Genomic DNA, 12,780 nt, shown 5'->3' with positions numbered 1-12,780 from the left:
CTATATGAGTAAATTTTGGAGTGATGTCATACATAAGCTTACGCCTTATGTACCAGGTGAGCAGCCTAAGTTAGATAATCTAGTAAAACTCAATACCAACGAGAATCCTTATGGCCCTAGCCCTAAGGTGATCGCTGCGCTTAAGCTTGAAGCTGCAGATTCCTTGCGTTTGTATCCAGACCCTAATTCAGATGCGCTCAAAGCGGCGATTGCCGAAGTACATCATTTGCAGGCTAAGCAAGTGTTTGTCGGGAATGGTTCAGATGAAGTATTGGCGCATGTTTTTCAAGCGCTGTTAAAGCATAGCCGACCATTATTGTTTCCTGATATTACCTATAGCTTCTATCCAGTATATTGCGGTTTGTATGACATTGAATATCAAACAATCCCTTTGGCGGAAGATTTTTCAATTAATATTGACGATTATGATCAACCAAATGGTGGCATCATATTTCCAAATCCGAATGCACCTACAGGCATTCCTCTATCGTTAGCGACCATTGAAAAGTTGCTGCAAAAGAATACGCAGTCAGTTGTGGTGATTGATGAAGCGTACGTGGATTTTGGTACCGAGTCAGCGGTGAGCTTGATTAATACTTACCCTAATTTGTTGGTGACCCATACTTTATCTAAAGCACGTTCATTGGCTGGCTTACGTGTTGGATATTCCTTAGGCCATCCAGACTTAATCGAAGCATTGATCCGAGTGAAGGATAGTTTTAACTCTTACCCTATTGACCGTTTTGCTTCTGCTGGCGCTATTGCCGCCATGCAAGATACGGCATATTTTGAAGAAACGTGCAGCAAAGTCATTGCAACACGTGAAGCGCTGATTAACGATTTAACCCAGCTGGGTTTCGATGTGCTGCCATCAGGTGCAAACTTTATTTTTGCTAAACATCAAGTCAAAGAGGGCGCAGAGCTAACCGCATTGTTGCGTCAGAAAAATATTATTGTGCGCCATTTTAAATCACCAAGTCGAATCGCCCCTTACTTGCGCATTACAATTGGAACTGAGGCTCAGTCAAAAGCACTCATCGGCACACTGACAGAGCTACTTTTAGATGCTTAGGTAAACAAAAGCTAGTTTAGTTAGTATTATTCGCTATATTTCAGTGACGAAATGCTAGAAAATCACCAAAACATTAAAAATAAGCAAAAAAAGTTTTTAATTTCACATTAAGTGCGTGTTATTATCGCGAAATGTGTGTTTTTCTACACAATAAAAAATTAACTCACTTTGTATTTTTAATCTAAATAAGTCACTTATGATTTATTTTTAGTTGGAGGATGTAGCATGGCTCAAACCCAAATGGCATTAGATTCATTAGATTTCGACGGTACCGTCGCTTTAGCAACCAAAGTTGCTCCACACGTAGATATTTTGGAAATTGGTACACCATGCATTAAGCATAACGGTATCAAATTGTTAGAAGTTTTACGCGCTAAGTTCCCAAACAATAAAATTTTGGTTGACTTGAAAACAATGGATGCTGGTTTCTACGAAGCTGAGCCATTCTACAAAGCTGGTGCTGACATCTGTACAGTTCTAGGTACTGCTGATATCGGTACAATCAAAGGCGTAATCGATGTTGCTAACAAATACGGCAAAAAAGCTCAAGTTGACTTGATCAACGTTGCTGATAAAAAAGCACGTACTATTGAAGTGGCTAAATTAGGCGCGCACATCATTGGCGTTCACACAGGTTTAGATCAACAAGCTGCTGGTCAAACACCATTCAATGACTTAGGCATGGTTGCTGGTTTGAACCTAGGCGTTGAAATTTCAGTTGCTGGTGGCGTTAAAGCGGCTACAACACAACAAGTTAAAGATGCTGGCGCTACTATCATTGTAGCTGGTGCTGCAATCTACGGTGCTGCTGACCCTGCTGCTGCTGCTGCTGAAATTACAGCAATCGCTCACGGCGGTGCTGCAAGTGCTGGCGGTGCTAAGAAATTCTTACCGTGGATCATTGGTGCTGCTGTTTTAGTATTGTTATTTACTTTACTAGGTGGCAAAAAACCAGAAGCTACTGAAGCTCCTGCTGTTGAAGCCCCAGCTGTAACAGCACCTGTTGAAGCTGCGCCAGCGGAAGCGGCACCTGCTGTTGAAGCTGCACCTGCTCCTGAAGCGGCTCCAGCTGCTGAAGCTGCACCAGAAGCTGCTAAATAATTATTTATTACTATATATCACTTAGCTGATGAGTCAACTAAGTGATAAAAATGTAATTAAGTAATTAGCGTAAGCTGATGAATATGAAGCCTAGTAAAGATATGTTATCTTGCTAGGCTTTGTTCTTTCTTAGGCTTGTGTGGTCATAATCTAAGAAATATAGAATGTTGTTAGCTTTAATGTATTCAAAAAAACCAATAGCATCTGGTTTAGGTTAAAATATTTACTTATCAATTTATATGCACTTTAGCTTAAGTGATTCAATATGCGCTCTGCAGAAGTAGTTAGAAATACCTTAGAAACACAAATTACAGTCGCCATTAATCTTGATGGTACTGGCATTTCACAATTCAGTACTGGTTTAGGCTTTCTCGACCACATGATAGATCAAATCGCCCGACATGGCATGATGGATATTAGCGTCAATGCTAAGGGTGATTTGCACATTGATGCTCATCATACTGTTGAAGACATTGGCATTACCCTTGGGCAAGCTTTTGCTAAGGCAATAGGCGATAAAAAGGGTATACGTCGCTATGGTCATGCTTATGTGCCGTTGGATGAGGCTTTGTCACGTGTCGTACTAGATATTTCTGGACGACCAGGTTTAGAATTTGGTTGTGTGTTTACACGCGCTTCAATTGGCGAATTCGATGTTGATTTAATCCATGAATTCTTCCAAGGCTTTGTGAATCATGCCAATGTCACTTTGCATATTGATAACCTAAAAGGTCATAACGCCCATCATCAAGCCGAAACGATTTTTAAAGCGTTTGGTCGTGCATTGCGTGTAGCAGTTGAGTTAGATTCACGCATGGCAGGCATTATGCCATCCACCAAAGGAAGTTTATAAAACTAAAGCCCTTGTAACGCTTTAGCGGCAACCCCATGAAAATTGTAGTATGAAAAAAATTGATATAGCAGTGGTTGATTACGGCATGGGCAATTTGCGCTCAGTATCTAAAGCATTAGAGCATGTCGCACCCAACAAAAACGTGCTGGTCACTAGTAACCCTGCTGATATAGAAAATGCCGATCGCATTGTGTTTCCTGGCCAAGGCGCGATGCCAGATTGTATTCGTGAGCTAGATGCTCGCGGTCTGCGTAGCTCAGTCATGCATGCTGCAGGTAATAAGCCATTTCTAGGGATTTGCATTGGCTTGCAAATGCTGTTTGAACATTCTGAAGAAGGCGATGCAGCTGGATTAGGCTTGTTTAAGGGTAATGTGAAACGCTTTGCAACAGTTGATATGCATGACGAGAATGGCGAAAAGTTAAAAGTGCCACATATGGGTTGGAATCAGGTTTATCAAAACCGTAACCAGCAATCAGAAGCACATGCGTTATGGAGCAATATAGAGGATGGTGCGCGTTTTTACTATGTGCACAGTTATTATGTGCAACCTGATGATACAAGCATCATCGGTGGTTACAGCGAGTATCCCCAGCAGTTTACTAGCGCGATAGCACAGGATAATTTGTTCGCAGTGCAGTTTCACCCAGAAAAAAGTGCAACGGCAGGCTTGCAAATGTTAAGTAATTTCGTAAACTGGTTACCTTAAATAAATGTAAGTCTGAAGTTATTTTTACAATATTTTTTAATCGCTTAATTTCAATTATTATCAAATAAATCAATATCAAATCATTATGTTAATTATCCCAGCAATTGATCTTAAAGACGGCCATTGTGTAAGACTAAAACAAGGCTTAATGGAAGAATCCACCGTATTTTCAGAAGACCCAGGTGCCATGGCGCGCCATTGGGTGGATAGTGGTGGTAAACGCTTACATTTAGTCGATTTAAATGGCGCGTTTGCAGGTAAGCCTGTCAATGAAGCGGCGATTAAATCTATTGTTCGCGCAGTTGGCGGTGAAATCCCTATTCAACTCGGTGGCGGTATTCGTGATCTTGAAACGATAGAGCGTTATCTAGATAACGGCATCGATTATGTGATTATCGGCACTGCTGCAGTAAAGAATCCAGGTTTTTTGCATGAAGCTTGTGATGCGTTTCCTGGTCAAATTATCGTCGGTTTAGATGCCAAAGAAGGCAAAGTGGCTGTGGATGGCTGGTCAAAACTGACAGGTCATGATGTGATTGATTTAGCGAAAAAATTCGAAGGTTATGGCGTAAGCTCAATCGTGTATACCGACATTGGTCGTGATGGCATGTTAACAGGCGTGAATATTGAAGCGACTGTTGCTTTAGCGCAAGCATTAACAATTCCAGTGATTGCTTCTGGCGGTGTAACGAATTTAGAGGATGTACGTAAACTTTGTGCAGTAGCTGCAGAAGGTATTATTGGTACGATTACTGGTCGTGCAATTTACGAAGGCACGTTGGATTTTACTGCAGCACAAAAATTAGCGGATGAATTAAGTGCTCGCTAAACGTATTATTCCATGCCTAGATGTGACTGATGGACGCGTGGTTAAAGGCATTAACTTTTTAGAATTGCGCGATGCAGGTGATCCTGTTGAGATTGCTAAACGCTATGATGACCAAGGCGCAGATGAACTCACATTTTTAGATATTACCGCCAGCTCAGATAATCGTGGCTTGATTCTACATATTATTGAAGAGGTAGCCTCTCAAGTTTTTATTCCATTAACAGTCGGCGGCGGTGTGCGTGAAGTTGAAGATGTGCGCCGGCTATTAAACGCTGGAGCAGATAAAGTCAGTATTAATACTACCGCAGTGCTTAACCCACAAATGGTGCAAGATGCGGCAAGTCGATTTGGCTCGCAATGTATCGTGGTGGCGATTGATGCAAAAAAAGTAGATAACCAGCCATTTGAGTGGGAAGTGTTCACTCATGGCGGCCGCAAAGCTACAGGTTTAGATGCCGTAAAATGGGCTGAATACATGGCTAAGCTAGGTGCTGGCGAACTGCTAGTCACGAGTATGGATAGAGATGGTACAAAAATTGGCTTCAACAACCCGTTAAATAGAGCTATTTCAAACGCGGTTGATGTGCCGATTATTGCCTCAGGCGGCGTGGGTAATTTGCAGCATTTGGTGGATGGTGTAAAAGAAGGCGGCGCTGACGCTGTGCTTGCTGCGAGCATTTTCCATTATGGTGAATATACCGTTAAGCAAGCAAAAGAATATATGCAAAGAAATGGTATTGAGGTAAGGCTTTGAGTTGGTTAGATGACGTTAGCTGGGATGCAAATGGACTTGTACCCGTTATCGCACAAGAGCATGATACTGGACGTATACTCATGTTTGCATGGATGAACCGTGAAGCCTTGCAACTGACTAATGATACTAAACAAGCCGTTTATTGGTCACGTTCTCGCAATAAATTATGGCGTAAGGGTGAAGAGTCTGGTCATGTGCAACTTGTGCATGAAATTCGCCTAGATTGTGATGAAGACGTTATTCTGATTAATGTAGAACAAGTCGGTGGTATTGCTTGTCATACTGGACGACATAACTGTTTTTTTAAAAAGCTAGAGCATGACGAGTGGCTTATAGATCAGCCTGTCATTAAAAGTCCAGAAGAAATATATACGGAAGTTAAAAAAAGTGAGTGACACATTAAACCGATTGGCTGAGTTGTTAGAGCAGCGTAAGAGCGCAGATCCGCAGACTTCTTATGTGGCTAAACTGTATGCTAAAGGCATGGATAGCATACTCAAAAAAGTCGGTGAAGAAGCGGCTGAAACCATTATTGCAGCGAAGAATGGCGATAATGAGCATCTTATTTATGAAACTGCCGATTTATGGTTCCATACCTTGGTGATGTTGGCGCAGGCAGGTTTAAAGCCGCAAGACATATTGAATGAGCTGGCAAGGCGTGAAGGGCTCTCAGGCTTGGAAGAGAAAGCTTCTAGAGTAGAAGAAGGTGCAAAATGATGAGTGACGATTGCATCTTTTGTAAGATAGTTAATAGTAGTATTCCAGCAAAGAAAATCTATGAAGACGAGGATGTCATTGCCTTTAATGACATTAACCCATCCGCTAGAGTACATTTTTTGATTGTGCCTAAACTGCATGTTGAAAGTCTGGCTAGTTGTGAAGCGCAGCATCAAGCTTTGCTTGGAAAAATGTTACTACTCGCGCCGAAACTTGCAAAAGAGCAAGGTTTGACAGGCTTCAAAACGCTTATCAATACAGGTAAAGATGGCGGTCAAGAAGTGTTTCATATTCATGTGCATGTGCTAGGTGGCGGCGATAAGCCGCATAAGATTTAATTAAATTTATGGAGAATTATCATGGGTTCATTTAGCATTTGGCATTGGTTAATTGTATTGTTGATTGTGGTATTAGTATTCGGAACTAAAAAGCTTAAAAATATTGGTGGCGATGTAGGTGGTGCGGTCAATGAGTTCAAAAAAGCTATGCGTGATGATAAGCTTGAGGATAACAAAGCGACTAGTAATACTATTGAAGGCGAAGTGACGAATAAAACTAAGCAATAACGGATATGTTTGATGTTTCCTTCTCAGAGTTAATCGTTATCGCAGTGGTGGCTCTGATAGTAATTGGTCCAGAAAAACTACCAAAGGTGGCGCGTACCCTAGGCGCGCTTGCTGGACGCATGCAACGATATGTGGCGCAAGTGAAAGAAGAAGTGAATCGTGAAGTGCGTTTTGAAGAACTGCAACAACTGCAGCAAGAGATTCAAGATACTGTCACTAAAACTAAAGAGAGTATTCAATCTAGTGTGCAAGAAAGCATAGATGCGATTTCTAAGGATGTTACGGAGTTTAAATTAGAAGCAAGTAATCCTAAAGTGCCAGAATTAATATCTACAGATGTGAATTCCACTGATGTGAATTCAACAGATACAAAGCCTAAAGTCAAAAGAACACGCACTAAAAAAGTCCCAACAACAGAATAAACGCTAGTGACCCCAACAGATAACTTCATTTCACACCTAATTGAATTGCGCGACCGCTTATTGCGCATCGTGTTGGGTTTTATTGTTGTATTCATCGGATTCTTCCCGTTTGCTAACAAGATTTACGCGCTACTCGCTGAACCCTTGCTAAGTAAGCTGCCAGCAGGCGGTCAAATGATTGCAACGGCAGTGACTACGCCATTTTTTGTGCCGATGAAGGTGGCCATGATGGCGGCGTTTATTGTTTCATTGCCGCATACCATGTATCAAGTTTGGGGGTTTGTCGCGCCAGGGTTGTATTCTCATGAAAAGAAATTCATGATTCCGATGATTATTGCCAGTAGCTTGCTGTTTCTAGCGGGCATGGCGTTCGCTTATTTTGCAGTGTTTCCCGTAGTGTTTGGGTTTATTGTCGGTTCAGCACCAAAAGGTGTTGCAGTAATGACAGACATAGGTAATTACTTGGATTTTGTCTTAACGCTATTTTTCGCTTTTGGTTTGGCGTTTCAAGTGCCAATTGCCGTGGTCATGACTGTACGCTTTGGTTGGTTAACAGTCGCTCAACTTAAAGAAGCGCGCGGCTATGTGGTGGTTGCGGCATTTATTGTTGGGGCGATATTTACTCCGCCAGATATTATTTCTCAGTTTATGTTAGCGATGCCTATCTGGATGTTATTTGAACTTGGCCTAATTGTGGCGTCATTCACTAAGCAAACACCAAAGCAGACCATACTGCCACCAACAGCGTAAGACTGTAATCGTTTAATCTTTCTCTACGGCAGGTTTTGGGCGCTTGCCAATCATTACCGCAATATTCAACCGTTGTTCCGCCCTCGCGATTTTGAATGTGGCTTTTTGGTTTGGCGTGAGTGCGGCAATTAAATTCAGCATATTGCTTGTATCAGCAATTGGTTTACTGTCAATGGTCAATAAAATATCACCCGCACGTAGCCCAGCTTTTTCTGCAGGGCTATTTTTTAGTACGCCAGCAATTAATGCGCCTTCTACAGCTTTTAGTTTGAATGATTCGGCAAGTTCAGGAGTAATGTCTTGCGCCTCAATGCCAATCCAGCCTCTAGTCACATTGCCTTGGCTGGCAATTTGATCCATGACTTGGCGTGCCAAGGTAGCAGGAATAGCAAAGCCGATACCCATAGAGCCGCCACTGCGAGAGTATATGGCGCTGTTAATGCCAACTAGGCTGCCATCAGTATCAATCAAGGCACCGCCAGAGTTGCCTGGGTTGATTGAAGCATCTGTTTGAATAAAATTTTCAAAAGTATTAATGCCTAAATGGTTGCGACCAAGCGCACTGATAATACCTTGCGTTACCGTTTGACCAACTCCAAATGGGTTGCCAATGGCTAAAACAACATCACCTACATTGAGTTTATCTGAGCTGGCAAACGTGATTGCAGGTAAGTTATCAGCTTCAATTTTAATTAAAGCTAAATCAGTATCAGGATCTGTGCCAACGACTTTTGCCGACATTTTACGGCCATCTGCAAGTGCAATTTCGATTTCGTCTGCGGAGGCTACCACGTGATTGTTCGTTAAAATCAAACCTTGTTCGCTCACGATGACACCAGACCCGAGGCTATTTTCAGGTTGAGTCTGCGCATCAGGGTCATCCAATTGGTCGCCAAAGAACTGACGGAAAGCTGGGTCATCTAAATATTTCTGATGCGGATTATCTGGCGCCTTTTTAGTAGTGAAAATATTTACCACAGATGGCATCGCTTTTTTTACGGCTACACTATAAGACCCAACTAAACTACCATCATTTCTAGGTTCAGCCTGTTTTACCAATAAGGTATTATTAGGTTTTGCCAGCATGTTTTCCAACAGGCTAGGAAAGAAAAGCCGTAATACAAAAACTAGCGCTAAACACACTGTGACTGTCTGGGCAAAAATGAGCCATAATTTTTTATGTAGTTGATTGTTCATTTTGTTGATTGTAGTTGTGATTGTTAGAGTGGTGGTAGAAAGGCCGCGTTTATTAAAGTGATTATTGTCTAAATTTGAAGTTAATGTTGCGATTGTTTGAGTAATGTCATGTGCACAATGTTATATCAAGCTATTCTAGCGAATATTCAAGAGTGATGTGATAAAAAGGTCAAAAAATGGTAAAACTGAATGAGTTGCTTCAATATACACAAGAACTTATGCAAGTTGAACGCTTCAAAGATTACTGTCCCAATGGCCTGCAGGTAGAGGGGCGAGCAGAAATTAGAAAAATAGTGACAGGCGTGACGGCTAGCATGGCGCTATTGGAAGTGGCTAAACAAGCTAATGCCGATTTGATTTTAGTGCATCATGGCTATTTTTGGCGTAATGAAGATCCTAGAGTGATCGGTATTAAGCGCAATCGATTAGCTTTTTTGCTTAAAAATGACTTGAACTTAGTGGCATATCATTTGCCACTAGATGCACATGCTGAGTTTGGCAACAATGTGCAGCTCGGACTAGTGTTGGGCATAAGTCCTAGTGGTTTTGCGGGTGAGTCTAAACTCATGGCGTATGGTAAGTTAGCTAGCCCCACCACGCTAGGGGCATTTGCGGCACAAATTGAATCTACTTTGCAGCGTGCACCATTAGTCATTGGTGCCCCGCACAAAATAGTGCAAAAAGTGGCTTGGTGTACTGGTGCCGCGCAGGGCTATATTGATGACGCCATTGAGCTTGGTGTGGATGTTTATATTAGCGGTGAAATTTCTGAGCAAACCACACATCAATCAGTTGAATCTGGTGTGTCATATATTTCAGCGGGGCATCATGTAACAGAACGTTATGGTGTACAAGCATTGGGCCAGCATTTAGCTGAAAAATTTAATTTAACACACGAGTTTATAGATATAAAAAATCCAGTTTAGTTGTTTTATTTCAGGCACTTATAAAATAAAGCTTTAATTAACTTGTAAAAAATTGTATAATCGCAACCTTTATAATTGCGTCATATTTTTGAGCTTCTAATTTTTTAAATGTAGAAAATATAGTTAAGCAGATTGATGTTGGCCCCAAAAAGGCAAGAATTCATAATCAGTAGCCGAGGAAATCATGTCAGACAATCACAGTGACAAGCACCAAGCTAGTTCGCAGTCAGAACCAAGCGCTTCAGTAGATATAGAAAAACGTAAATTTTTAATTGTCACGTCTGCTGTTGGCGCGCTGGGTTGCGCTGCTGCTGCTGTGCCATTTGTTAAGAGCATGACGCCAAGCGAGCGCGCTAAAGCTGCTGGTGCGCCAGTTGAGGTGGATATTTCTAAGGTTGCTCCAGGTGAAATGATGGTTGCAGAATATCGCGGTCAGCCAGTATGGATTATCCATCGTACTAAAGAAATGCTTGATAAGCTTAATCACCACGATACACAGTTAAAAGATCCTAAATCAGAAGTGCCTCAGCAGCAGGAATATTGCAAAGAGAATGGTCGCGCAATTAAGGCTGAGTATGCGGTAATGCTAGGTACTTGTACGCATTTGGGTTGTTCGCCAAACTCACGTTTTGACGTGACGCCTGATTGGGATGGCGGCTTCGTTTGTCCATGTCATGGCTCTAAGTTTGACTTAGCTGGGCGTGTATTTCAAGGTTCACCTGCACCAACCAATTTGGTAGTGCCAAAATATCATTATTTAACCGAAACCACATTGCTTATCGGTGTCGATCCTGAAGGGAAGGCTTAAATCATGGCTAATAAATCTACAGCAGAAAAAAAATCAGTATTAGCTGACGTTTTGGAAGGTACTGTTAATTGGGTGGATGAACGTTTTCCGCTTACTAGCAATGTTAAAGCGCATTTAACTGAGTATTACGCACCAAAGAACTTCAATTTTTGGTATTTCTTCGGCTCGTTAGCCATGTTGGTGTTGGTGATTCAAATTGTCACTGGCATCTTTCTAACGATGCACTACAAGCCAGATGCTTCGCCACTAGATGGTATTTTAGGTAATCCGTCAGTAGCTTTTGCGTCAGTAGAATACATTATGCGCGACGTGCCTTGGGGTTATGTGATTCGCTATATGCACTCTACAGGCGCCTCAATGTTCTTCGTGGTAATTTATTTACACATGTTCCGCGGCATTATTTACAGTTCATATCGTAACCCGCGTGAGCTTATTTGGCTGTTCGGTATGGGTATTTTCTTGGCGTTAATGGGCGAGGCATTTTTTGGCTACCTATTACCTTGGGGTCAAATGTCTTACTGGGGTGCGCAAGTCATTACTAGTTTGTTTGGTACCGTCCCACTTATTGGGCCAGACTTGATGGAATGGTTGCGCGGTGACTACTTAGTAGGTGATGCTACCTTAAACCGCTTTTTTGCTTTTCACGTTATTGCCTTGCCTTTGGTGTTGTTGGGCTTGGTTACTGCTCACTTAATTGCGCTGCATGAAGTCGGATCAAATAATCCTGATGGCGTTGAAATTAAGAAAACCAAAGATAAAAAAACCGGTATTCCGTTAGATGGTATTCCATTCCATCCTTACTATACGGTTAAAGATATGGTCGGCGTGGTTGTGTTCTTAATCGTGTTTTCAGCTATTATTTTCTTCGCACCTGAAGTTGGTGGCTACTTTTTAGAAGCCAATAACTTTGTGCCAGCTAACCCGCTAGTGACGCCGTCACACATTGCGCCTACTTGGTACTTCACTCCGTATTATTCGATATTGCGCGCAGTTCCGCCAATTGGTGTTTCACAGTTCCCAGGTGTTGTTGCAATGGGTCTATCAGTGGTTGTGTTTGCCTTTTTACCTTGGTTAGATAGAGGTGCGGTGAAATCAATTCGCTATCGTGGCACGCTTTACAAAAAATGGCTTTTTGCCTTTGTTGTGAGCTTTTTAGTGTTAGGTTATTTAGGTACCGTGCCTGCTGACAAGTTTGGTCAGTTTGGTTCTTGGTTAGGTAAAGCGGATATTGCTACGGTAATCGCACGTGTCTTTACTGTGGTTTACTTTGCTTTCTTCTTGTTAATGCCTTGGTACACGAAACGAGACAAAACATTACCAGTACCAGAAAGAGTGACAGGCTAATATCATGAAAATTAAAAATATAATGAAAAAATCCTTATTGGCTTTAATCTTGATGCCAAGCTTGTTGCTAACGCAATTAGCCGTTGCTAATGAAGGTGTGCATTTAGACCAAGCACCGATTGATGCTTCTAATCATGATTCGCTACAACGCGGTGCACGTACTTTCATCAATAGTTGCTTGAATTGCCATAGTGCAAGCTTTATGCGCTATAACCGTTTGCAAGAAATCGGTTTAACGGAAAAGCAAATTAAAGATAATTTACTTTTTGCGGGTGAAAAAGTTGGCGACACTATGAAAGTTGCTATGAATAAAAAAGAGGCTAAAGCATGGCTAGGTGTTGCGCCACCAGACTTGTCAGTTGAAGTGCGTGCTCGCGGCGCAGATTGGGTGTATACCTATATGCGCAGCTTCTATCGCGACGATACCCGCCCAACAGGTTGGAATAACGTTGTATACGATAAAGTGGCAATGCCGCATGTGCTATACGAATTGCAAGGTGAGCAAAGCTTTAATCATGAAACGCATGAACTTACCCTAACTAAGCCGGGTAAGCTCAGCGTTGAAGAATACAACACATTAATTGGTGATTTAACCAACTATATGGCCTTTATGGCTGAACCTGGCAAGCAACAGCGCAATCATTTGGGCTGGTTTGTACTACTGTTTTTAGGAGTGTTGTTAGTACTTACTTACAAACTCAAAAAAGCTTATTGGAAAGATATACACTAAAT

General features: G+C 41.9%; 17 protein-coding genes. 16 read left to right on the top strand and 1 reads right to left on the bottom strand.

Going from position 1 to position 12,780, the window contains the following annotated elements; all coding sequences use genetic code 11:
- The first annotated feature begins 4 nt into the window (after window positions 1–4).
- The 12 genes from hisC to tatC all read left to right on the top strand — a co-directional run bounded on the left by hisC (window position 5) and on the right by tatC (window position 7,773).
- A complete protein-coding gene (gene hisC / locus PSU72_RS13190; protein WP_300433070.1) occupies window positions 5–1,072 on the top strand; it encodes a histidinol-phosphate transaminase in 1,068 nt (355 codons plus the stop codon).
- Window positions 1,073–1,297: 225 nt separating this feature from the next.
- Entirely contained in the window at window positions 1,298–2,173 is an 876-nt protein-coding gene (gene hxlA / locus PSU72_RS13185) for a 3-hexulose-6-phosphate synthase (protein ID WP_300433069.1), read from the top strand.
- 265 nt (window positions 2,174–2,438) lie between these two features.
- Window positions 2,439–3,026 (top strand): imidazoleglycerol-phosphate dehydratase HisB, encoded by a 588-nt coding sequence (hisB, locus tag PSU72_RS13180; protein WP_300433068.1) that lies wholly within the window; start codon window positions 2,439–2,441, stop codon window positions 3,024–3,026.
- 49 nt (window positions 3,027–3,075) lie between these two features.
- Window positions 3,076–3,735: an imidazole glycerol phosphate synthase subunit HisH gene (hisH, locus tag PSU72_RS13175; RefSeq protein WP_300433067.1), complete on the top strand. Its 660-nt coding sequence runs from the start codon at window positions 3,076–3,078 to the stop codon at window positions 3,733–3,735.
- Between the two features lie 85 nt (window positions 3,736–3,820).
- Entirely contained in the window at window positions 3,821–4,564 is a 744-nt protein-coding gene (gene hisA / locus PSU72_RS13170; protein WP_300433066.1) for a 1-(5-phosphoribosyl)-5-[(5-phosphoribosylamino)methylideneamino]imidazole-4-carboxamide isomerase, read from the top strand.
- The gene (hisF, locus tag PSU72_RS13165) at window positions 4,554–5,318 is read left to right on the top strand and encodes an imidazole glycerol phosphate synthase subunit HisF (protein ID WP_300433065.1); all 765 of its coding nucleotides are present in this window, start codon (window positions 4,554–4,556) and stop codon (window positions 5,316–5,318) included. The genes hisA and hisF overlap by 11 nt, the downstream gene beginning before the upstream one ends.
- Window positions 5,315–5,713: a phosphoribosyl-AMP cyclohydrolase gene (gene hisI, locus PSU72_RS13160; protein WP_300433064.1), complete on the top strand. Its 399-nt coding sequence runs from the start codon at window positions 5,315–5,317 to the stop codon at window positions 5,711–5,713. Before hisF ends, hisI begins: the two co-directional genes overlap by 4 nt.
- A complete protein-coding gene (locus tag PSU72_RS13155; protein ID WP_300433063.1) occupies window positions 5,706–6,035 on the top strand; it encodes a phosphoribosyl-ATP diphosphatase in 330 nt (109 codons plus the stop codon). The genes hisI and PSU72_RS13155 overlap by 8 nt, the downstream gene beginning before the upstream one ends.
- A complete protein-coding gene (locus PSU72_RS13150; RefSeq protein WP_300433303.1) occupies window positions 6,035–6,373 on the top strand; it encodes a histidine triad nucleotide-binding protein in 339 nt (112 codons plus the stop codon). The genes PSU72_RS13155 and PSU72_RS13150 overlap by 1 nt, the downstream gene beginning before the upstream one ends.
- Before the next feature lie 21 nt (window positions 6,374–6,394).
- Window positions 6,395–6,601 carry a Sec-independent protein translocase subunit TatA gene (gene tatA, locus PSU72_RS13145; RefSeq protein ID WP_300433062.1) on the top strand — a complete coding sequence of 69 codons (207 nt, stop codon included), beginning with the start codon at window positions 6,395–6,397 and terminating at the stop codon, window positions 6,599–6,601.
- A gap of 5 nt (window positions 6,602–6,606) precedes the next feature.
- Complete coding sequence (gene tatB, locus PSU72_RS13140) at window positions 6,607–7,023, top strand: Sec-independent protein translocase protein TatB (protein ID WP_300433061.1); 417 nt, start codon at window positions 6,607–6,609, stop codon at window positions 7,021–7,023.
- A 6-nt stretch (window positions 7,024–7,029) separates the two neighbouring features.
- A complete protein-coding gene (tatC, locus tag PSU72_RS13135; protein ID WP_300433060.1) occupies window positions 7,030–7,773 on the top strand; it encodes a twin-arginine translocase subunit TatC in 744 nt (247 codons plus the stop codon).
- Between the two features lie 12 nt (window positions 7,774–7,785).
- Here the strand turns inward: tatC and PSU72_RS13130 are convergent, their stop codons facing one another.
- Entirely contained in the window at window positions 7,786–8,970 is a 1,185-nt protein-coding gene (locus PSU72_RS13130; protein WP_300433059.1) for a Do family serine endopeptidase, read from the bottom strand.
- 176 nt (window positions 8,971–9,146) lie between these two features.
- Between PSU72_RS13130 and PSU72_RS13125 the strand changes: the two genes are divergently transcribed.
- The 4 genes from PSU72_RS13125 to PSU72_RS13110 all read left to right on the top strand — a co-directional run bounded on the left by PSU72_RS13125 (window position 9,147) and on the right by PSU72_RS13110 (window position 12,778).
- Window positions 9,147–9,896, top strand: a complete 750-nt coding sequence (locus tag PSU72_RS13125; protein ID WP_300433058.1) for a Nif3-like dinuclear metal center hexameric protein — start codon at window positions 9,147–9,149, stop codon at window positions 9,894–9,896.
- 184 nt (window positions 9,897–10,080) lie between these two features.
- On the top strand, window positions 10,081–10,704 hold the full coding sequence (gene petA, locus PSU72_RS13120) for a ubiquinol-cytochrome c reductase iron-sulfur subunit (RefSeq protein WP_300433057.1): 624 nt from the start codon (window positions 10,081–10,083) through the stop codon (window positions 10,702–10,704).
- 3 nt (window positions 10,705–10,707) lie between these two features.
- Window positions 10,708–12,048, top strand: coding sequence for a cytochrome b N-terminal domain-containing protein (locus tag PSU72_RS13115; protein ID WP_300433056.1), 1,341 nt, complete (start codon window positions 10,708–10,710; stop codon window positions 12,046–12,048).
- Window positions 12,049–12,052: 4 nt separating this feature from the next.
- On the top strand, window positions 12,053–12,778 hold the full coding sequence (locus tag PSU72_RS13110) for a cytochrome c1 (RefSeq protein ID WP_300433054.1): 726 nt from the start codon (window positions 12,053–12,055) through the stop codon (window positions 12,776–12,778).
- Window positions 12,779–12,780 lie beyond the last annotated feature (2 nt).

The sequence above is a fragment of the Methylotenera sp. genome, from assembly GCF_029945535.1.
In the GTDB taxonomy this organism is placed as follows: Bacteria; Pseudomonadota; Gammaproteobacteria; order Burkholderiales; family Methylophilaceae; genus Methylotenera.
The sequence above is the reverse complement of the archived record's forward strand: the minus strand, read 5'-3'. Positions and strand labels throughout refer to the sequence as shown.